Raw genomic sequence first — 20,041 nt, forward strand, 5'->3', positions numbered from 1 at the left:
TTAGGTATCTCCGTCATTATTTAAAGTTTTGATTTTCTTTACGTTAATCAGTTATTTCTCTTGCTCAAATCTCTTTCTATATGAAAACTAAGCTGTTGTATTTTTTATTACTTGCGTTTGTGGTCCTTTCCTGTAGTGATGAAGATAAGAATCCGGATAAAACACTGATTGGAACTTGGGAATTAGTAACTAAAGGTTCGGGATTTGATGGTGCAAGTACTTTTGAAATCATTGCTGGTGGAACTATCAAAGGAATGAATACTATCAGAAAAAAAGACTCGCGCACGGTTTTAGGGTATCAGAGCGTATTTTCAGGAACTTATACCATTGAAGGGTCTAATCTAATAATTATAAAAAATGAGCTTGCATACTTGACTAATCCTGATTTGGACTATGTTGATAAGGAGGATTTAACCAGTATTGAAGGCTATTTAGATGAGAATAGGTATACTATAAATGATTCCTTTACAAAATTATATTATAGCTGTGGTCCCGGCGAGCTTTGCTCTCCCCCAAAACCGTATTTAAAAATCAAATAAAGTCATCCAAAATTATAGTGCTATCATGCATAAAAAACTTTATCTACTAATCGCAATTGCTTTTGTTCTCTTCAGTTGCAAGGATAATGATGATATCAATCCTGAGGTATTGACTGAGAATCAATGGCAATATGTCATTGAAAATACCACTGCAGACCCACCGTATGAATATGTGTTTTCTATAGAATTTGAACCTGATGGAAAAGTGTATTCTGAAGCTTTCTTAAGAGATGTGGAGACCAAAGAAGTAATGGGTCATCAGGAATATTTCAATGGAAACTTTCAACTGATCAATGGAAAAATTGAGGTTTCCATTTTAGAACTTTACTCCATTCAAGTAAGTGAAGGTCTTTATTTGGACAAAGAGAAGCTAAGTATAGTAGAGGGAGAAATCCAATCCAGAGAATATCAACTCAGAAATAAGAACTCTGAATTGCATACCATAATGCCTATCTATGCGAGTTCATTGGGTATTATTTACAAAAGGGTTGATTAAAAAGTGTCTTGTATTCAAATACTTAAAAAGGGCTGCTTTCTAGATGAAAGCAGCCCTTTAAGTTGGTTTAGTTTTGTGATTCAGATCAATTATCCTGTGGAATATTGATAAGAAGAGCGATCAGGTCCTTTGGCGTATTCACAGTCCCTAGCTTTTCATCTTGAAAAATCACATGAAGCTGATACTCAAGCTCGAAAATCAGTCCATTGATGAATACGGGATCCATGCGTAACTGTTGGATAAAGTCTGCATTTTTATGCTGACCAATCAGTGTAATGCCATAGGAATGAAAAACTTGAATGGCTTTTTTCAGGATAGTAAATTGTTGGTTCATAGGAGTAGAATAATGTTGTGATAATCTTCTGGTTATTTTTGAAAACAAGCAGTCTTTGAAAACAGAATTTGAACTACTTAGTTCCAATTAATTGAAATAACGTTTTTGAAAGAGGATTCGCTACTTCCAACTAGAAAATTAACAATAAATAGGGTTGTTAATTTTTCTTTCTAAGGGGTTGATTGATAGTCTACTGCTGCTTATGAGTAGCATTTACGAAAGGAGCCAACCTAATGGATTTGGCAAAAAGTAAAGTCTTATCGTTTCGAGTATTATCTCAAGAATTCCCCTCCGTATTTGCTGCTTCTTTGATAGAGTCGCTATCCCAGGTATGATCATTTATGGAGAATTATATGATCCCAACTCCCATTTTTACCAAATTATTTGGCGGGCCATTTCAAAAATTGAGATTTGATAGCTTTCGTAACTATTGAATCGTCCTTAATATACCAGTTAAGCGTTTGGTAGGTTGTGGTGCCATCACTTCCATTATGGAAGAAAACCAAGCCTTTCACTGCTGGAAAGCGTGTAGGGAAATCTGCTAAAGCTTTTTGATACCATTCCGCTTGATTCCCACCGACGGCAAGGGATCCGAATTCCGCTATTAAGATCGGTTTATTATACTTCACAAGGTTTTCATAATGCTTGGCGAAGATTTCCTCAAACGACCACCATTGACTCCAAGGGGCGACGGTTCCGTAATTTAATGTTCCTGTACCGACCCAATCTACATAATCATCTCCAGGATAGAATTTATCAAATTCTCCATAAGCTAAATGCGGTGCCCATACCCAACTGACATTAGTTGCACCTGCTGACCTGAAAAGAATAACTACGTGTTTCCAAGCATTGATGAAATCTATAGGTTGATTGTTTTGAGGTCCCCATGGATATCGATAGGGATCATTCATTTCATGGCCTAATCTGAGAAGTATATTTCCTTGAAAATCTGAAGCATCCTGTGCCCATTTGGTCAAATAAGCATCATATTTTCCGGCTGAAATATCTTTAAGTCCCTCTATATTTCTGTCAGTTTTATCTTTAGAGATTGGGTATTCCAGCGCATCAAAATCGTTTAGCCAAGGCTCCCAAGTGATAACAGGAATGGAACCAAGGGTATGGATTGCATCCACTTGATCTGCAGGGAAGCGCTGATTACGCTCACTTCCCCAGGCGGTATAGATGTGAATTAGAGGGAACACGGTTTCCAATGAATCTTCCAAGGTGATTATTGGCTGAAGAGTTCTATCGGCTTGATTATCGTATGCTCCCAAAAGCAACTTGTCAAGCGCGTCAAGATCAGCCTTATTATCGCGGTAAGACTTTAACCATTCTAATTGTGAAGATCTTGAAATCACTCTTTTTTTGATGATGTAATCTTCCTCGATTTTTGAAATGGTGTTTTGGACTCCTTTTAATAGATCTTCTATTGGTCCAGAGGATTCATCTCCTAGGTAAGTAATGCTAGTCACGAGCAAAAGCCCTACGATCAATGCCGTAATCACAATTGCGAACCTGTATATGATTTTTTTCATTTCTTTAGAGCAGTAGATACAGGAGATTGAATTTCTTTAAGGGAAATTGATTCCCAAGGAGATTGGACTGTCAATCTGGAGGATTCCCAAACGGCATAGAGGCTTAGGCAAGCCAATACGAATGGGATAAAACCAAAGGCCAACATTCCGTAGGTAATCTCGCTGCTAGAAATTAATTGAACTTCATCAATTAATGAATAGCGGTTATAGATTACCCAAATTAGAGTGCCAAGGTAAAGTATAATTTGGATCAATAAGGGCTTTGCAAAAACTGACATTTTTCCTGCCACGGCTTGCTTTGAGGTTGGTATATAGGGGATCTCTTTATCCAAAACCGAAAGCACAAATCCCATAAGATATACTGGCCAGCATGCAAATTTCATGATCATTCCCCTCCAGTGAATTCCGCGTTCATGGGAACCGTGCACAAGCCAACGCTGCACGTGGAAATAAATCCATGTGGAGAAGAACAAAACAGGGAATCCGTAATAAATAAATTCAATAAAAAACATCCGAGCTGGGAGAAGCCCAAACCAAAAAAACATAAAAGGAATTGTTAAGTAAATGAATGAAATGAGTCCTTCCAAGTAATAAGTGCCTATGGTGATGTAGGAAAGCTTTTGCCAAAAGCTCAGTTTCCTGAATAATTTTGGAACTTCCGAAAAGAGCACTTCATGTACTCCTCTTGCCCATTTGAGTTGCTGCTTACAAAATGAGCCGAAATCTTCTGGAACTAAACCTCGGCTGACGACTATTGGGGCATAGATCGATTTCCATCCAGCAGCATGTATCCTGATAGAAGTGACTAAATCCTCAGCTAAACCTATCCCATGTCCGCCTGCAGATTCCAGTGCTTTCCTTCTGAAGGTACAGTTAGCGCCAATTGCTACGGCACAGTTGTACCCATTCATTCCCATTTGAGTTGGACCATAGAATGTGTAGGTCTGTTCGGAGGCAGCTTTTGCAGTAAAAGATAGCGATTGATTGTAATATGCTTGGGATACTTGAACAAAACCCACTTTTTCTTCATCAAAATACCCTAGTACTTCATCGAGAAAGTTGGGGAATGGAATATGATCAGGATCAAGAACTAAAATAAACTCTTCGCTTGTCTTTGCCATAGCCGCATTAATTTTCCCCGCTTTGGCCCCGGGTAATCCTACAAGTTCTAACCAAACAGCTCCATGCTTCTCTGCTACTGCTCTGAATCTTGGATCTTTGGTGTCATCCAAAAGATAAGTAGTGTGTGGATAGGTAATATTAGAACATGCCTCTAAGGTTTTTTCAAACATGGATAAAGGCTCCCCAGGAGAGCTGGTAGTGAATATTGCCACTGATTTCCCTATTGGAGCACTTAGTAAAGGAGGCCTAGAGATTCCAAAGTAATTAATCCAAATGATTACTAAACGTAGCATGCCGTACCAAAAAATCAAGGAAAGAATCAAGTATAAAACAAGGTTCCCAACATGAATGGCTTTGAACCACCAATCTGCAAGCCTTCCTATACTGATCAATCCTGCTGTAATCAGGCAGATCAAGAAGAACTTCTGTAGAATGGAGCTTGACTTGGCCCGTCTAAAAGCCCATAAATTTGTTTTTTCAGTTTGCTTACTCATCTTTTCAGACGTTGTGAAAAGTTCAAATTCAAGGAATTGCTATTGAAAAACACAGTGGTCTGGTGTACAAAAGAAAATTGGAGGGCAGAATAATCTGAAAGGGCCCATTCGAAATTAAATGTTAAATCCCACGGTGTATAGTCTAATGGATTAAGGATTAGGAATAAGTCATCCTCCACTATTGGTCGGTTTGCAGGGGGATTGCCTACGCCATAGTAAATCATATTCGGATTGTCAATCGTGGCTTTAACGCCGATGTTAGTGCTTACATCTAGTTTAATAGAAGCGCTTGGAGTAAAGGTGAATTTGCCCAAAAGCCCATGAATTTGTTGATTGATGGGAGTGAAGTAAGGCTGATAAGAACCTGGGATTATTGACCCAACCTCCGTATTGTTGACTTTAGCTTGAATCGGAAGATTTGGCTCAAACCGAACTTCTTTAGAATCGCCATGAGTATAAGTATATCCTAATTCTATTCGAATTAAAGGTAGTTTCAAGACTGGATAAAGCACCCAAGCTCCAAAAGATTTTACCCAATTATTATCTTGGAATGATGAATTTTGAAACCAAATTCTCCCTAAAAAATCTCCACCAGATTCCCTTCCAAATGAAGCCTTTAGCGTAGTTGGCGTGATTGCTTGATCTAGACTTGAAAGCGTATAGAAATAAGATTCTTTATCAGCAGCTAAATTGAGGGTAAAGCCCGATTTGATTTTTTGATCCAGCTTTAATCCATACAGTCCGACACCATTTTCCCATGAAGTTGAAGCTGTAAATCCTGCCGATAAGGTAATGGATGTTCCTGTTTGAGTAAATGAACTGGTATTTCTTAGGTTAAAAAAGGATATCAATTGATCGGTTTGATAAGAACTGATTGAAGCCGTGATTTCGGGTTGAAGTAAGGCAGATTGATAAAGTCCGAAAGAACCTTCCAGAAATGAATACCGCATGGGTTGCGAATCGGAAAAATTACCCACTTGAAGACTGATTTTTGGAGCAGTTGCCTTTTCGATTTCTGATTTCACTGATTTCGCAGCTTCATTTTCTGGATAAGGTTTTAAGATTTTCTCTAAATAATCGTAGCTTTTCTTCGGACTGCCACCAAGCCAATAATTCATTTGTGCCAATAGTGTGTTGGCTTCTGGGTCTTCAGGGTTTGAAATAAGGTACGACTCTAAGATAGGGGTAGCCTCTCGGTAGGATTGAAGCTGAAACAATATTCTTCCGTAGTCCAATTTAATAAACTGCAGCGAAGGATAGACCTCTATTGATCGTGCGAAATATGCCTTAGTCTTTTCAAAATCTTTGGACCAATAAATGGCTTGACCGCGGAGTCGAATTACATTCTCATCTCCTGGGTAAGTCCGTTCCATCGCTTCAAGGAGATTCAGTGCCTCAGAGATTTGTCCTTCATTTAGAATTGATCTTGCATTTTCCAAACCATCAATGTATCCTTCAGTCTGCGCAACACTATTGGAGGAATAAAGGAAAAGTGCTAGGAATAGTATTTTTGAGAGGAAACTTAAAGGGATTTGAAATAGTGTTGAAACGAAGCCTTTTGTTTTAAAAACCACAGTTTTTTAGTAATAAAGAATTCATTCTTTGAAAGAATGGGGATAGAATATTTCTTTGAATATAATTAATGACAGAGAATTTTTTTCATTCTATACCTTTGAAAGTATTTTATTTTTGGTTTGGATAGTTACGCTTAGAAATTAATTATGGCATTCCTCGCCAATTAGTATCTGAATTAATTGGTACTGATAATCAACTGTTCATGAATTTATTTTTGGTTCTTACTTATTGGATATTCAAACTGAAAGAGTGATAGTGGATTAATTAGGGACAGTAGTTGATTTGTTAATAAGTATAGCCCAAGTCCAAGTTGAATATTCTCAAGAATTCCCCTCCGTATTTGCTGCTTTTTTGATAGATTCGCTATCCCAGGTATGATCATTTATTGAGAACTTGCGCATCAATTCACCTGATAATAGGCTTTCCTGTAGTTCAATTTGTTGGCGACTTTTGGAAATGTATTCATCTCTATTGTCTTTGAATTTCACTAATACTTTCAGTGCATCCTCATCATAATCCCGAAATTGCTTCGCTAGTCTGTGTACTGTATGGGCTCTGAAACCAAGCTTTTTCAGAACATCCTCACCCATGCGAATGGTGCCATTTGCTCTCAGAAATCTTCCCAAAGTAGTTCCGAAGTGTCCGACATAGCGTTTGTGAAAGTTGACCTTATTTTAATATTACAAAATATTCAACTTTGAATGGTGAAATCGAAAAGCAGATCCATAAAAAAAGACCCAGTTACCTAACCGGGTCTTTTACAACCAACTAACCATTTATGAGTTTTACTTTAAGCTGGATGAGAGTTTATCCAGCAAGTAGTATAGACTTAATCTATCAGATGACTTTCAAGGATTTTTTGCCACTTTTCAGCTATCCCTCGTTCTCCAGCTAGACTTGTAAATAGCAATCCATCATAGATTTCAATTGTTTTTGGAGAATGCGAAAAGTCTTTGAAGTGAAATTGTAAAGCTAGAAAATCCAGAATGTAGCGCTTTTCTTTTCCCGCCTGCACTCTTCGGATTTTCTCTTGGATACTTACCTTATTTACTTGGCTGAGATCTATCACACTTTGCTCGGGATAGCTCCCAAATCTGTGATAAATCAACTTTTTATATTGGCTATCCAGCCCCAAGTGGTAGTGATTTCGCCAACGCTCATGCTGTGTGGGAATCACATTATTAGTAGAGGAAAATTCTTCGAAAGTGGCGAGATTTTCACTACTTATCTTACGGAGTTTATAACTATAGTATAGAAATGGTGAGGCAGAAGCCACCATAGCAAATGAAGACACAGCTAGTGTGATAGGATCAATGGAGATCATAGTAATGTGGATAAAATGAATAGATTTTTAGGCGATTATGATCGCATAGGGTGATACTATTCTATTTTACCAGGTATAGAAAAAGTGAATGAAAGTCTCCTTTACGTCGAAAAGTGGTATAGACTTTTTGAAAAATGAGGGTGATAAATAGACTTCACTAGGACTGATTAAGTCAAAATACCAATCTGGATTTAACTTTGCATTTAAGCTCCAATCCACTTTAAATTCAGGTATTTCCAGTAATTCTGGAGTAGCATTGAATTGGATATGGGTGATCTGGGAAAGATTCGAAACTGAATCTTGCGAAAAGTCCTTGTTGAAAGAATGTGAGGAAACTGGAAAAACAAAAACAGCTACAAGCCATGCAACCCAACTCAGGGAAATCATAACTAAGGAAAGCTGTTTTTTCATTGTTTTACTGTTAGTTAATCAATGTAAAGCAAAATATTTCGAGAAGTCAATAGCAAGTGAATCTTATTTTTTCAAATTATATAATTTTAAGGATTTTAAATTTTCAGATAAGTCCACAGTTTTCCATGGACTAGTTGGAAATAGGATTGATGTCATCGCCAATTCTCCATCATTTATAAATAATTCTATTGATGACGCGTCTAGAAATATCCGGATATCTTTTGCCTCCCAACTCATAGGTGCGGAATGCATCGCAGCGAAGTCAGGGTTGAAATCACTCTTTCCTGCATTTCTGCGATCTATACTTACCAAGCCATTTTCTTTTGAAATAAGCAGTTTCTCACCGAGCTCATTAGAGAAGGTAATCAAAAAGGAGTTATCACTGACTCCAGCGGTTATTTCCACAGCTTCAGAAGGTAATGCGGAAGTTTCTGTATTCACTTTGAATTCTACAGCTCGAAGCTTTTCCATTTCCTTTGCGGGAGCAGATTTCAGCAATAATGTCCCGTCTATATCGAATAAACTTAACTCTCTCGGGATGGTCATCGCAGATCGCCACGCCTGGGTAGGAACGACATTGGCATATAGCCAGTTACTCATCCACCCAATAAAAAGTGTTCTATTTTGATCGCTTGGCAGATTACTCCAAGTTACGCCTGCATAATTATCCGGCCCATAATCCAGCCAGCGGATCATTGTATCGTCTGGTGTAAATCCCCCATTTTCGAAGTCACCGATAAAATATTGAGTAGCGGATCCATTTTGAGGGCCACCAGGATTTATGCTGACGAGAAGAACCCATTTATCTTCTCCTGATGGAGTTTTGAACGGAAGAAGGTCTGGACATTCCCATACTCCTCCATGTGCGCCTATAGTTTTCCCAAACTCACTGAGTAAAGTCCAGCTTTTCAGATCTGGAGAACTATAGAAATTGATATGATCCAGAACAGCCAAGGTCATAATCCATGACTTGGTACCATCCGCGTTTGTGATTTGAGATACTTTTGGATCCCGGAAATCGCGAATTCCAGGATTAGGCAAGACAGGATTTCCTTCGTATTTCTCCCATGTTCTGCCCTTGTCCAGAGAAAAAGCGATGGCTTGATTCTGGAATGTATCTGAGGAAGTATTCGCTTCCTCAGCATTGTGGTAGGTGAATATCGCCACCATTGGAGGGTTTTCTGCAGAGCCTAGGCCCGAACTATTTTCAGCATCTAATACTGCACTTCCTGAGAAAATGTAGCCGAGACTGTCTGGGTAGAGAGCAATTGGAAGTGATTCCCAGTTTACCAAATCAGTAGAAACTGCATGTCCCCAGTGCATCGGCCCCCAGACAGTTCCGTCAGGGTAATGCTGATAAAAGAGATGATATTCCCCATCCAAATAGATTAATCCATTAGGATCATTCATCCATCCGCTCTCAGGTGTGAAATGATAAAGCGGTCTAAATTTCTCCGTAGAGCTGCTTTCAAATGAGATTTCTGGATCAGACTGACAGCTTGAAATCAATAAAATACAGAGAATGGAAAGTAGAAGATTATTAAGTTTCATTTAATTGCGGTTAGAATTGGGGTTCAAAACTAGATTAAGGACTGTCTCTCGTTTCGCTTCAAATTTAATCTGCTCTGAAAGCTTCTTTGCATTTTTAGCGTAAACTGGATTTGTCCAAAAGTCCTTCAAAGCTATCTCAAATTTGCTTGCGTCCAAATCATGAATGCTTGTTCCTAAAGGACCTACTTCTCGGTTTTCTATTATTCTATTCCAAAAATACTGATCAATAATGTGAGGAACAATCATTTGCACGCATCCGTGAGCGGCACCTTGATGAGTCGTCCCCGATCCTCCGTGGTGAATAAGTCCATATAGCTGCGGCAGTATCCAATCGTAAGGAATTTGATTTACATAAAAAATGGATTCATCACTATTTCCTACCTGCTCCAGACCTCCCCAAGAAGTATTAACGATTGTTGGTATCTGATGCTTTTGAAGTAATTCTATAATGGTTTTGGAGTGCTCTTTAGGCTTGGTATTGCTCATGGATCCAAAGGTGAGTAGTATAGCTTTGGGGTATTTTGCGAGCCATGTTTCTAACTCTATTGATGGTTGGTATTCTTTGGTTTGATTTCTGAAGTAGTATCCCACAATCTTCGCTGATTCTGGACAATTATGAGGTCTTGGGAATAGGTAAGGGGAAATAGTATAGATTGTTTGCAGTCGGTTTAGTTCAAATTCCTTGATGGTCTTTGCGTTTATCTTTGTCGAAGGAAAGTCCGCATAATATTTCCAAAGGAATTTTTTCATGGAAAGACGTCTTGCTCCATTTATCAAATTGTAGGATTTAAGATTCTACTTTGGGCTAAAGGGTTTCCATTTGCCCAATCCAATGTGCGGATATTCTGACGAAGGATGAATGAGGCAGGGTAGAGGCGTGAGTAAGGCAAAACGAGCTGGATCAGCCATGGCAGCCACATAATAATACACGCATTTGGCATGAAAAATAACTCGGTCAGGTTGATGAGAATTTATTGCGTCGCGTTGCTGAGAGATTAGGATGTGTTGTAAACTGAATGAATTCTTGGCCAACTTGATGTAGTTTTTAAGTTGATTCCAGGTATTTCCGCCTCCGCCCATAATAGCTTTGCCACTTTGAGTTTCCAGCATTTCCAGAAAGCTTTTGTCAAAACCGATGAATTCGTACCCAAGTTGGGTGACAGTGTCTCTAAATTGTTCTGGGAAAAGGCAAATGACTTCATATCCCGCTTCTGCGAATATCTCAGCTTGCGCTAAAAAAGGTTCGATATCCCCACGAGTTCCCAAGGAAGCAAACAGTGTTTTCATATGCTTATAATTGAATATCAGCGATTATTCCCGATAATTATCGGGGCTATTGGGAGGAATCTCTCAAGATATACTTATGCCAGTGTGTGGGTTTTAAGTCATGCCTGTCTTCCTCGGCAGGCTTGATTTCATATCTTATTTTTTTAATTTTCACTCTTTCAGTAGCTTTGAGTCATAATCTACCTCAAATTCCAATCTTTTTAGCTCTTATTGCTGTTGAAAACGAATGAAGAGAGAGTTTTCTATAATTAATAGCAATTAGAAATTTGGATTCATTTTTGAAATTGTGAGGAGTTAACAACAACAAACTAATACTACCTATGAAAGGAATTATTTTGGCCGGAGGGTCTGGAACGCGTTTATATCCTTTGACAATTTCTGTAAGTAAGCAGTTGATGCCAGTATATGATAAGCCGATGATTTATTATCCGCTTTCTGTATTGATGATGGCAGGGATCACTGAAGTTTTGATCATCACTACTCCAGAGGACAGCGAAGCTTTTAAGCGACTTTTAGGCGATGGCTCTCAGGTGGGATGTTCTTTTGAATACGCTGTACAACCTAGTCCAGATGGTTTGGCTCAGGCGTTTATTATAGGTGAGAAATTTATTGGAAATGAGAAGGTTGCTTTAATTCTGGGCGATAATATTTTCTATGGATCTGGTTTGCATAAGACCTTACAAGCTTATACTGAAACGGAAGGCGGAGTAGTTTTTGCCTACCATGTGAATGATCCTGAGCGCTATGGTGTGGTGGAATTTGATGAGGATAAGAAGGCTATCAGCATTGAGGAAAAACCTGAAAAACCAAAGTCTAATTTTGCGGTTCCAGGTCTTTATTTTTATGATAACAGAGTAATTGAAATAGCTAAAAAAATCAAGCCTAGCCCGCGTGGTGAGCTGGAAATCACAGATATCAACAACGAGTATTTGAAGTTAGGTGAATTGCAGGTTGCTATACTGAATAGAGGAACTGCATGGCTGGATACAGGTACCCATCAGTCTCTTTTGCAAGCTGCGCAGTTCGTAGAAGTGATAGAAGAACGCCAAGGATTGAAGATTGGCTGTATCGAAGAAATAGCCTTCAGAGCTGGCTTTATAGGTGAAGAGAAATTGCTTCAAGCAGCGGATAAACTGGGAAAGAGTGGCTACGGCGTTTATCTGAGAAGATTGATCAAATAAGGCTGTTATTTCTTGATCAGTTCCTCAAGACTGGTTTTCATGATTTGACCCATGTTTTTGCATTGCAGAAATTTATCATTTCCGTAGTGTTTTGCTAGATCTATTTTTAGCGAAGCAATATTCTCAGGAGGAGAGATGGTATCGTGCTCCATGGAGCGGAGTATATCAAGAATGCCTTGCCGAGAAGATTTAAGGCGTGTAGCAATTAGTGCACGCTCTTCTTTCTGGTATTGCACCATGGATTCGGGCGTGATATATTTCATTCCCAACTGAATCAGTACATTGTTTTCTTTAAAATATTGGGGCAAGTAAATTGATTTTTTCCCCTCATAAGATTGCTGATCAAAGTCAATTGCACGAATTCTATAATGAGTCTCTTCAAAGTCAGGCGTCACGTCAATCACAAAATTTGAAGAATGCATATCTCCAAGTAACCTTACAAAGCAACGCTCATTGAATTTGACGAATTCCTTTGCCAAACGAATAGGGTTCAGATGTGGATCATTCATATGAGCGCGCATGAATTTGTCACCTGGGATTCCAGCGATGTGCTCCTCTATCAGTGTATTTTGATGAACGAGGTAGGAAATGCGATTTGGGGAAAGTAAATGCTCAAACTCCAATCCGTAAACACGGGAAGCATCAGCATTTTTTACATAGAAATAATCAAAGTTATCATTGATTCTATTTACTATTCGCACACGAAAAGGCTGTGTATTTCCGTATACGCATAGATCGATTCTATCCACATAGAGATGCTCCATCACAGACATGTCGCCTCCAGCTTTGAGCAAAGCATAGATTTTCTTGACATTTAGATGGATTTCCTCACGGTCGGATTGATCATAAAAGACCGTCTCCCACAGTGTATCTTGCTCTCTAGAATCGTATAGGGCGATAGAACTCGTATATCGAAGCAACTCATGGTAGTGAATAGGGATATCCACTTCACGAGAGTATTTAATCAGGTAGCGTCTCAGCCCATTGCTGATCGGGTAAATGCGCTTCTTTTTACTGATTAATGCCATTTGTTACAAATCCACGTGCTGACTTTTCTTCAAATTTCTATCGAAAATAAATGGGCCAAATGGCAAAACTGAGGAAATGAGAGCGAAAAATGTCCGACTGAAATTCCACTTCAACTTATGTGCCGTTGGGAAAACAGTGAAGATATAGATCACGAAAAGCAAGCCATGAGCCCAGCCTACATATTGCACAGCTTGAGGGCTGTCCCACATGTATTTGAGAGGCATTGCAATTAATAGGAGGACTAGAAAAGATGTTCCTTCTATAAGTGAAATCCAGCGAAAACGCTTTGCCCAGGTATGTTGTAGGGGTGTTAGGCTCATTATTAGTTAGATATGTTAAAGAGTACTTTTAGGGTATTCCAAAGTTTGCCTTTTAGGGCTTTATCTTCAGAAATGGTGTTAAGTGAATCAGCGAAGAGATATTCTGTTTCATCTTCTGTGTGAATCTGATAGTCCGATGCAGGAAGTGCATTGATTGGGTGTTTGAGACGACCAAACTTGAGTACGATATGGGCATTCAGATCATATAGTTCTGTCAAGGTTCTTCCTTCCAGTTCATGAGAAGATAGTAATCCGACCTCGTTCATTGAATGACCTACTGCATTGATCATTTTTACAAGCATGTCCATGACTTCAGGTTTTAGATTGGGTTCTTCATGAAGCACTAATATTCCCTTTTCAAAATTCCCTCTCACTGTCAATGGCTCAGGTTTTACTTCTTCTTTAGGAGAAGCAGTGTCTTCAATATGAACTGTTTTCGGAAGAGTCTTTGGCTTTTCTGACTCTATGGCGGTATTTGTGTCCTCTTTTACTGAATCGGATTTAGGTTCTTCTTCAAAGTAAAAAAGCTCTTCGGTGATGATATGCTGGAGCTCCTGAATACTCATATTTTCCATGTTGGGAAATTGCTCAAAAATCGCCTTAACACAAAAAAAAGAGGGATAATATCTCTATCAACCCTCGCTTTTTTAATGAATGAAACATCAATTCTCTTTTCAATCCGGTGTTTGAATCTGATAATGTCTCAGGGGTTTTTCTCCTTTCAGATGTTCAATGAAGTAGTCCCAGCGTTTTTTGGTGAAATAGTCTCCGTTTGTTCTACCAAAGCTGTGATTGCGACTCGGCCAGATAAATAGGTCAAAGTCTTTACCTGCATTGATCAAAGCTTCTGCGAATTTGAAAGTTGCCGAAGGGTTTACATTTTCATCTATTCCTCCATGTGCTAGGAGCAAATAACCTTTGAGATTGGCTGCATTGGTGATATTGGATTGTTCATGGTAAAAGTCTCCCGCTGGATATCCCATGTACATTTCTGGCCACCAGGCTTTTTCCATTCTGTGATCATGATCTCCAGCCGAAGCAACGCCTACTTTATAGAAATCGGGGTGTAGCAGCATCGCTCTACCAGCATCGTATCCACCAGCAGAGTGACCAAAGATTCCTACTTTGTCCACATCCATAAATTTGTTTTTAGCTGCCAATTCCTTAATAGCCAAGACGTGGTCAGTGGTGCCGTCTCCAAGATTATTATAAGAGACGTCGTTGAAAGCTTTTCCTCTTCCATGTGTACCAAGTCCGTCCACCGTGACAACCACAAAACCAAGCTCAGCCATCGGCTGAGGTAAGCCAACTAATCCAGCCCGGAATGTCTTGGGAGTTATGTCTATGTGTGGGCCTGTGTAGGTGTAGTCTATGATAGGGTATTTCTTTTTGGAAGTGAAGTCTGTAGGGAGGTAGTAAATCCCATAAATCGTAGTCTTACCATCTTTAGCGGTTGCGGTGAATTGCTTAGGACTTTGGTATCCTTTTTTGACAAGGTTTGAAATGTCAGCTTTGGAAATTTCGTTTACCACTTTTCCTGTTTTCAATTCCCGTACAACGGAGACTGTAGGCTGATCAACCCTAGAATAATTATCAATAAAATAGTCCTTTCCGCTGCCATAACTGATGTCGTGAAAAGCATTTTCAGGAGTCAATAACTCCAGTCCTGAGCCATCAAAATTCACTTTATAAACAAATGAATAATATGGGTTTACGTTCTCTTCCTTGCCAGAAGCCTCAAAGTAGATGATGTTGTTTTGCTCATCAATGGAAAGCAGGTTTTTGACCACATAGGCACCGGAAGTGATTCGATTGACAAGTTTCCCCGTCTTCCAATCCATTAGATAAAGCTGATTCCATCCTGATTTTTCTGTTCCGAGGATAAATTGTCCATTGTCCAGTCTTCTGAAAATATTGTCATTATTGATATGGGTGGGGGATGACTCAGAGTAGACTTTTCGGATTTCTTTGGAGTCTACATTGATTTCAAGTAAGTCAAAGCTTTTGAAACCTCTTTGCAAATATGTGCCGTAGAGATTTTCACTATCACTATCCCAATTGAAGTACATCCCAATGAAATGTGGAAGGGAAAGGTTAGGGAATTTTGTCTCTTTTTTAATTTCTAATTCGAATAATACAGGCGTGTACATCACCACGGTAGTGTCTCCGGGCGAAGCTCTAAAGTAGCCCATGAGTTGAGGTCGAAATTTGTCATCATGACTATTATCCAAAAGGAGCATTTTTTCAGCCAAGCGTAAGTCCACAATCTGAGTTTGTATTTTCTTTGAATCAGGCGACCAGTTGATACTTAGGTGCTCCGGACGCTCTCCATTTTCTCCTAGCACCATGTCTGACCATCCCCAAAATGAAGCATATTCATAGTCTTTTTTTCCGTCGTAACTCAGTTGAATTTCCTCGCCGGTTTCCAGATCTTCTACAAAAAGATTGAAGTTTCTTACATAAGCTTTCCAATTGCCATCTGGGGAAATTGATACAGATCTGTCTCTAGAATCAGCCGAAGGTCTCTTAGACTCCAGAGTTCTATCTTTATAGGTCCAGCTTTTGTTCATCCAATCAAAGTCTACAGATCCATCGTCTTTGAGTTGAATTCGATTGAAAGGCAAGCTAGTGGGGTCAATAGATTCCCCACTTTTTTCACTTAGCAACTTGGCTAATTCCTTATGGTCAAAAGCTTCTTTGGTTTCTCCTTTTTCAATATCCGTGAGAAAAAAGCGCTTACCATCTTTGGTATACGTCTGATGCCAAAAGCTCTTTTTATCATTAAGCCAATTTGGAATCACATCTAGGTGGTAGACTTCCTTTTGGATGTTGCCACTGAGAAAGTATTCAGCTTTGTGGTAGGTGTCCTCGGTGATTTGGCCAAAAGTGTTTTGTGCAAATAACCCAATTAAGAGAATAAGTAGAGGTGAAAATCGTAAAGGTTTAAACATAAAAAGGCGAGATGGCTTGGGAGGTTAAGGTATACCCAAATAATTGGAAAAACACTTCGGGAATTGACCTAAAGTGATCCTATTTTGTGAATGGTACTAGTTATCCAGCGGTTTCGTAGGCTTTTTTGATCCATGTGATGACTTCTGGAACTATATCATTTTCATCTTTCAAGTGAATTTTGTGACTGCACATACCATTGGTTTTGGTGTCAAATTCCAGAATTCCCTCTGCTGTATGTCCTTTAAGATTGATGCCTATTTCATAGCGCGTTTTAGTAGCTGGGATGAGCATAGCAAACTGCTTTTTGCGCTTGATACTGACGTAAGCATTTTTAGGAGCGAACTCTACGTCAGTTCCAAAAGCTTTGATTTCATTACTCAGCTTTTCATAAATCGGTAAAAAGTGCTCCTTGCCTTTGTATTGCTTAGTAATCAACTCATCTGTGTCTGATACTGATCCGGCATCGGATTTCAGCGCTTTATGTGCGACTAGGTTTGCAAAACCATGGGTAAAGGCATGCTCAGTTTTTAGGAAGTTGAGAATTTCCCCATGTTTTTTATAACCTTCTTTTTGAACAATCGCAACCCATTGAGCTAGGCTTTTGCCTGTGTTTTTCTCAAGATTGTCGATCATTGTTTGAGCTGCTTGATCCATAATTTATTAGGAGGTTTGTGTTTCTATTTCGCAAAGAACAGGAAAGTGATCTGATGCTTTTTTGAGTGAATCGCTTACAGCTTGGATTATTGGATTGCTCTTTTCTAAAATCGGGTTCCAGACTGCCCCTTTTAAAACTTTCAAACCTTGACTAGCTAGTATATGATCAATCAATACATTGATTTGATCTCCAGTGATTCTGTCTTTGTATTTGCTGGAATTTGGCGTGTAGCCATAGCTGTTAAGTCTTGGTTTGGGCAGAACTGGCTTCAAAACACACTCTGGTTTCCAGACATCTCCCAATAAAATCTCGACAGCACTTTTGGCGAATTTGTTTTCATAGAAATCCAACTCAAATCCGTCATTGATATCTCCCATCACCATGACTTGCTGATTTTTCTCCAAATACTCATCACAGCGCTCACGTATGGACATGCATTCTGCAAATAACTTCAGCCGATCCCTTGCTGAAATCTGTTCAAATCTAGCGTAATCTACCATGTCGAAAATCCCTTTAGACTTGGTATGCGCAATAATGACTCTAGTAATCAGCGAATCATCCATACCTAAAATACTCAATTCAAGTGGTGGACGATAATGCTTATACTGTTCTTTGATCAACCGATTTGTAGTGTCTTGAAGGAAGGGTTCATCAAATCGCCTTCCAGCCTTTGTCTCAGGGGTAAAGAGAACGTTGACTTTGTCGGGATTATAAATGGCACATAGTTCTTGCTGACCTGCAGAAGGGAAGCCGTGCACTCCTTTGAAATTGGAATCTGGAATAAACATTTGAGTCCAGATTTCCATTTGCCTGGAAGCAGTTTTAGATCCGTCTACCAGTGTGTTTGGACCTTCCACTATTCCAAGGAAATCTGGATTCATTGCTTTGATCACATCGGCCAGTTGCCGACTTCTTGTGAGTTCCTTTCCTGTTGTTTTTGGATTTCCGTCGGTGTCAAAAAGATCCCGCATCCATTCTACATTGTATACGCCAATTTTATATATCATAAAAATGTAACTTAGGTTAAAAATCAACCTTAAGTTACATTTTTTATAGGTATATACCTGATTAGCATGTTATTGTATTTACACTTTGATGTAAATTTTCTTTTTATCCATCCACAATCCAATCAGCCAAATTAGTAGCATATAGCTAAAAGCGAAAAGGAATGAGGCCATTTTGGGAGAAAGCCATGTTGTATAAAAATTTGTATAAATGAAGCCTCTTAGTGTAGTTTCTCCCATAGGAATCATAGAAAGTAGTCTTATAACCAATCCCGATAGCACGTATAGAATCAATGGGTTTCTTCCGAATACCTCGAAGAAATAGGTCCAGCCTTTCCAGTTTTTGATCTCGATCACAGCAACCAAGAGGGCTAAAAGAACCAGGTCAATGCCAGTGGTAAGAAGAACGTAAGAGCTTGTCCAGATCTTCTTATTGATAGGAAAAAGAAGGTCCCAAGCATAACTCAGGACGATAAGCACCACAGCTATGCCTAGCAATTTCTTAACGGCATCCATGGTATTACCCAATTTCTGAATCATTTTGCCTGCTAAGTAGCCTGCGATCACATTTACGATTGCTGGTAGAGTACTCAGTATTCCTTCTGGATCGAAAGGAATTCCCTCTCCTCCGTACATTCTTTCTGGGCCTATTAGTGCCAAATCTAGTTTAATTGCTGCATTGCCTGTAAGGCTATAAGGATCAGAAGCGTCTCCAAAGAAATACATAATCACCCAATAGCCAAGAAGTGCGATTGCACTGAAAATCCAGCCTAATTTTATCCCTCCATAATAAAGGACGATAGATGCGAAGAAGTAGCATAAGGCTATTCGCTGCAATACTCCAAACAAGCGAACTTCAGTAAGGTCTATGAAGCTGATTGCTCCCGAATCAGAAAGGTCATAAAAAGGAAAAGCATTGAGCAGCCATCCAATCAGAAAAATCAAGACGGTTCTTTTTCCTACTTTTTTGAAAAAGTCAGCGGTATTCATTTGCTGAAGCTTTTTCATAGAGAAGCTCATCGCATTGCCGACTACGAATAGAAATGTGGGAAAAACCAGATCAGTCGGAGTGAAACCGTGCCATTTTGCGTGAGCAAGAGGCGCAAATAAATTGCTCCAATCACCTGCGGTGTTGACTATGATCATAAATGCAATTGTCAATCCGCGTAACACGTCCAGTGCCAGATATCTGTTAGTTATACCTGGAGAGATAGAATTTTGGGTCATCTTAAGGTGGGGTAAATTGGGGTGAAAAAGATTACATATCCTTTAAGCTTCAAGATAAAATATTATCTTGTTTTTCACTTAACTACTCACTTTTTATCACAAAAAAAAATACACTATTTATGAAAAATATATCAGTAGAAGATTTCAAAATAACAAAACCAATATCCTTAAAAGATATATCGACGAGTTTGGATTTGGAAGCATCGGAAAAGAAAAAGGACAAGGAACTAAACAAGCTGAGAGAAAATCTCAGCGAGCATCAGGATATTATGTATGCTCATAATAAGTATTCTGTACTCATTTGTCTCCAAGGAATGGATACGGCAGGAAAGGATAGTTTGATTAGAGAAGTGTTTAAAGAATTCAATCCTCGCGGAGTGGTAGTTCATAGTTTCAAGACTCCTTCCACCTTGGAACTACAGCATGATTACTTGTGGAGGCACGTTGTGGCCTTACCGCAGCGTGGAAAATACGGAGTTTTTAATCGCACACATTATGAGAACGTATTAGTCACGCGTGTTCATCCTGGTTATATTTTGGGTGAAAATATTCCTGGGATCAATTCAGTGGATGATATCACAGTAGATTTTTGGGAGAAGCGATTTGAGCAGATCAATAACTTCGAAAAGCAGATCAGCGATAATGGGACCATTATTTTCAAATTCTTTCTACATCTAAGTAAAGAGGAGCAAAGACAGCGATTGCTTCGTCGGTTGAATAAAGCGAAGCATAATTGGAAATTTTCACCTGGTGACTTAAAGGAGCGGGATCGATGGGATGATTATCAGAAGTGCTATGAAGAAGCGATTAACAAAACTTCTAAAGATCACGCACCTTGGTATATTATTCCGTCAGATAATAAGGAAACAGCTCGTGTTTTGGTTGCAAAAATCATCTATGAGCAAATGAAAAAGATGGAAGATATCCAGGAGCCAGAGCTGGATGCGGCTATCAAGCAGAATATTGAAATGTATAAGGATATCCTATCTAAAGAAGGGCAGTAGA

Annotated in this window: 21 protein-coding genes; 4 read left to right on the forward strand and 17 right to left on the reverse strand. The window is 39.1% G+C overall.

Features of this window, described 5'->3' with window-relative positions; translation table 11 throughout:
* Window positions 1-80: 80 nt before the first annotated feature.
* Together ESV85_RS18190 and ESV85_RS18195 are read left to right on the forward strand one after the other, a co-directional pair.
* The gene (locus ESV85_RS18190) at window positions 81-539 is read left to right on the forward strand and encodes a hypothetical protein (RefSeq protein WP_146920141.1); all 459 of its coding nucleotides are present in this window, start codon (window positions 81-83) and stop codon (window positions 537-539) included.
* Between the two features lie 25 nt (window positions 540-564).
* Entirely contained in the window at window positions 565-1,035 is a 471-nt protein-coding gene (locus tag ESV85_RS18195) for a hypothetical protein (RefSeq protein ID WP_146920143.1), read from the forward strand.
* A gap of 85 nt (window positions 1,036-1,120) precedes the next feature.
* On the opposite strand, the gene ESV85_RS18200 is transcribed toward ESV85_RS18195, so the two are convergent.
* The 10 genes from ESV85_RS18200 to ESV85_RS18245 form a co-directional block, all read right to left on the reverse strand.
* Complete coding sequence (locus tag ESV85_RS18200; RefSeq protein ID WP_092901786.1) at window positions 1,121-1,369, reverse strand: acyl carrier protein; 249 nt, start codon at window positions 1,367-1,369, stop codon at window positions 1,121-1,123.
* A 380-nt stretch (window positions 1,370-1,749) separates the two neighbouring features.
* Window positions 1,750-2,904, reverse strand: coding sequence for a glycoside hydrolase family 26 protein (locus ESV85_RS18205; protein WP_146920145.1), 1,155 nt, complete (start codon window positions 2,902-2,904; stop codon window positions 1,750-1,752).
* A complete protein-coding gene (locus ESV85_RS18210) occupies window positions 2,901-4,520 on the reverse strand; it encodes a glycosyltransferase family 2 protein (RefSeq protein ID WP_146920146.1) in 1,620 nt (539 codons plus the stop codon). The genes ESV85_RS18205 and ESV85_RS18210 overlap by 4 nt, the downstream gene beginning before the upstream one ends.
* Window positions 4,517-6,094 carry a tetratricopeptide repeat protein gene (locus ESV85_RS18215; protein WP_146920148.1) on the reverse strand — a complete coding sequence of 526 codons (1,578 nt, stop codon included), beginning with the start codon at window positions 6,092-6,094 and terminating at the stop codon, window positions 4,517-4,519. Before ESV85_RS18215 ends, ESV85_RS18210 begins: the two co-directional genes overlap by 4 nt.
* 321 nt (window positions 6,095-6,415) lie before the next feature.
* Window positions 6,416-6,721 (reverse strand): hypothetical protein, encoded by a 306-nt coding sequence (locus ESV85_RS18220; protein ID WP_191322053.1) that lies wholly within the window; start codon window positions 6,719-6,721, stop codon window positions 6,416-6,418.
* 203 nt (window positions 6,722-6,924) lie between these two features.
* On the reverse strand, window positions 6,925-7,419 hold the full coding sequence (locus ESV85_RS18225; RefSeq protein WP_146920150.1) for a hypothetical protein: 495 nt from the start codon (window positions 7,417-7,419) through the stop codon (window positions 6,925-6,927).
* Window positions 7,420-7,485: 66 nt separating this feature from the next.
* On the reverse strand, window positions 7,486-7,830 hold the full coding sequence (locus tag ESV85_RS18230; protein WP_146920151.1) for a hypothetical protein: 345 nt from the start codon (window positions 7,828-7,830) through the stop codon (window positions 7,486-7,488).
* Between the two features lie 63 nt (window positions 7,831-7,893).
* Window positions 7,894-9,381, reverse strand: coding sequence for a glycoside hydrolase family 32 protein (locus ESV85_RS18235; RefSeq protein WP_146920153.1), 1,488 nt, complete (start codon window positions 9,379-9,381; stop codon window positions 7,894-7,896).
* Window positions 9,382-10,131 (reverse strand): glycosyltransferase, encoded by a 750-nt coding sequence (locus ESV85_RS18240; protein WP_146920155.1) that lies wholly within the window; start codon window positions 10,129-10,131, stop codon window positions 9,382-9,384.
* 45 nt (window positions 10,132-10,176) lie between these two features.
* Complete coding sequence (locus tag ESV85_RS18245) at window positions 10,177-10,668, reverse strand: glycosyltransferase (protein WP_146920156.1); 492 nt, start codon at window positions 10,666-10,668, stop codon at window positions 10,177-10,179.
* Between the two features lie 320 nt (window positions 10,669-10,988).
* Here ESV85_RS18245 and rfbA point away from each other — a divergent pair, with 320 nt between their 5' ends.
* Window positions 10,989-11,849 (forward strand): glucose-1-phosphate thymidylyltransferase RfbA, encoded by an 861-nt coding sequence (rfbA, locus tag ESV85_RS18250; RefSeq protein ID WP_146920158.1) that lies wholly within the window; start codon window positions 10,989-10,991, stop codon window positions 11,847-11,849.
* 5 nt (window positions 11,850-11,854) lie between these two features.
* Here rfbA and ESV85_RS18255 read toward each other — a convergent pair whose 3' ends face one another.
* From ESV85_RS18255 to ESV85_RS18285, 7 genes are all read right to left on the reverse strand, one after another.
* Complete coding sequence (locus ESV85_RS18255; RefSeq protein ID WP_146920159.1) at window positions 11,855-12,877, reverse strand: hypothetical protein; 1,023 nt, start codon at window positions 12,875-12,877, stop codon at window positions 11,855-11,857.
* A gap of 3 nt (window positions 12,878-12,880) precedes the next feature.
* Window positions 12,881-13,198, reverse strand: a complete 318-nt coding sequence (locus ESV85_RS18260) for a DUF3817 domain-containing protein (RefSeq protein ID WP_146920161.1) — start codon at window positions 13,196-13,198, stop codon at window positions 12,881-12,883.
* A gap of 2 nt (window positions 13,199-13,200) precedes the next feature.
* A complete protein-coding gene (locus ESV85_RS18265) occupies window positions 13,201-13,773 on the reverse strand; it encodes a hypothetical protein (RefSeq protein ID WP_191322054.1) in 573 nt (190 codons plus the stop codon).
* Between the two features lie 99 nt (window positions 13,774-13,872).
* The gene (locus tag ESV85_RS18270) at window positions 13,873-16,149 is read right to left on the reverse strand and encodes a S9 family peptidase (protein WP_146920164.1); all 2,277 of its coding nucleotides are present in this window, start codon (window positions 16,147-16,149) and stop codon (window positions 13,873-13,875) included.
* A 100-nt stretch (window positions 16,150-16,249) separates the two neighbouring features.
* Window positions 16,250-16,804 carry a DUF4287 domain-containing protein gene (locus ESV85_RS18275; RefSeq protein WP_146920166.1) on the reverse strand — a complete coding sequence of 185 codons (555 nt, stop codon included), beginning with the start codon at window positions 16,802-16,804 and terminating at the stop codon, window positions 16,250-16,252.
* A gap of 6 nt (window positions 16,805-16,810) precedes the next feature.
* Window positions 16,811-17,812: an endonuclease/exonuclease/phosphatase family protein gene (locus ESV85_RS18280; protein ID WP_146920168.1), complete on the reverse strand. Its 1,002-nt coding sequence runs from the start codon at window positions 17,810-17,812 to the stop codon at window positions 16,811-16,813.
* A 78-nt stretch (window positions 17,813-17,890) separates the two neighbouring features.
* The gene (locus ESV85_RS18285; protein ID WP_146920169.1) at window positions 17,891-19,036 is read right to left on the reverse strand and encodes an acyltransferase family protein; all 1,146 of its coding nucleotides are present in this window, start codon (window positions 19,034-19,036) and stop codon (window positions 17,891-17,893) included.
* A gap of 119 nt (window positions 19,037-19,155) precedes the next feature.
* Between ESV85_RS18285 and ESV85_RS18290 the strand changes: the two genes are divergently transcribed.
* Complete coding sequence (locus ESV85_RS18290) at window positions 19,156-20,040, forward strand: PPK2 family polyphosphate kinase (RefSeq protein WP_146920171.1); 885 nt, start codon at window positions 19,156-19,158, stop codon at window positions 20,038-20,040.
* The last annotated feature ends 1 nt before the right edge of the window (window position 20,041 follow it).

This window comes from Algoriphagus aquimarinus (assembly GCF_007997215.1).
Classification (GTDB): domain Bacteria; phylum Bacteroidota; class Bacteroidia; order Cytophagales; family Cyclobacteriaceae; genus Algoriphagus; species Algoriphagus aquimarinus_A.

Bases quoted from the DNA above. Each gene is read 5' to 3' on its own strand.
- ESV85_RS18190 (WP_146920141.1), top strand. From the start codon at position 81: ATGAAAACTAAGCTGTTGTATTTTTTATTACTTGCGTTTGTGGTCCTT.
- ESV85_RS18195 (WP_146920143.1), top strand. From the start codon at position 565: ATGCATAAAAAACTTTATCTACTAATCGCAATTGCTTTTGTTCTCTTC.
- ESV85_RS18200 (WP_092901786.1), bottom strand. From the start codon at position 1,369: ATGAACCAACAATTTACTATCCTGAAAAAAGCCATTCAAGTTTTTCAT.
- ESV85_RS18205 (WP_146920145.1), bottom strand. From the start codon at position 2,904: ATGAAAAAAATCATATACAGGTTCGCAATTGTGATTACGGCATTGATC.
- ESV85_RS18210 (WP_146920146.1), bottom strand. From the start codon at position 4,520: ATGAGTAAGCAAACTGAAAAAACAAATTTATGGGCTTTTAGACGGGCC.
- ESV85_RS18225 (WP_146920150.1), bottom strand. From the start codon at position 7,419: ATGATCTCCATTGATCCTATCACACTAGCTGTGTCTTCATTTGCTATG.
- ESV85_RS18230 (WP_146920151.1), bottom strand. From the start codon at position 7,830: ATGAAAAAACAGCTTTCCTTAGTTATGATTTCCCTGAGTTGGGTTGCA.
- ESV85_RS18235 (WP_146920153.1), bottom strand. From the start codon at position 9,381: ATGAAACTTAATAATCTTCTACTTTCCATTCTCTGTATTTTATTGATT.
- ESV85_RS18240 (WP_146920155.1), bottom strand. From the start codon at position 10,131: ATGAAAAAATTCCTTTGGAAATATTATGCGGACTTTCCTTCGACAAAG.
- ESV85_RS18245 (WP_146920156.1), bottom strand. From the start codon at position 10,668: ATGAAAACACTGTTTGCTTCCTTGGGAACTCGTGGGGATATCGAACCT.
- rfbA (WP_146920158.1), top strand. From the start codon at position 10,989: ATGAAAGGAATTATTTTGGCCGGAGGGTCTGGAACGCGTTTATATCCT.
- ESV85_RS18255 (WP_146920159.1), bottom strand. From the start codon at position 12,877: ATGGCATTAATCAGTAAAAAGAAGCGCATTTACCCGATCAGCAATGGG.
- ESV85_RS18260 (WP_146920161.1), bottom strand. From the start codon at position 13,198: ATGAGCCTAACACCCCTACAACATACCTGGGCAAAGCGTTTTCGCTGG.
- ESV85_RS18265 (WP_191322054.1), bottom strand. From the start codon at position 13,773: ATGGAAAATATGAGTATTCAGGAGCTCCAGCATATCATCACCGAAGAG.
- ESV85_RS18270 (WP_146920164.1), bottom strand. From the start codon at position 16,149: ATGTTTAAACCTTTACGATTTTCACCTCTACTTATTCTCTTAATTGGG.
- ESV85_RS18275 (WP_146920166.1), bottom strand. From the start codon at position 16,804: ATGGATCAAGCAGCTCAAACAATGATCGACAATCTTGAGAAAAACACA.
- ESV85_RS18280 (WP_146920168.1), bottom strand. From the start codon at position 17,812: ATGATATATAAAATTGGCGTATACAATGTAGAATGGATGCGGGATCTT.
- ESV85_RS18285 (WP_146920169.1), bottom strand. From the start codon at position 19,036: ATGACCCAAAATTCTATCTCTCCAGGTATAACTAACAGATATCTGGCA.
- ESV85_RS18290 (WP_146920171.1), top strand. From the start codon at position 19,156: ATGAAAAATATATCAGTAGAAGATTTCAAAATAACAAAACCAATATCC.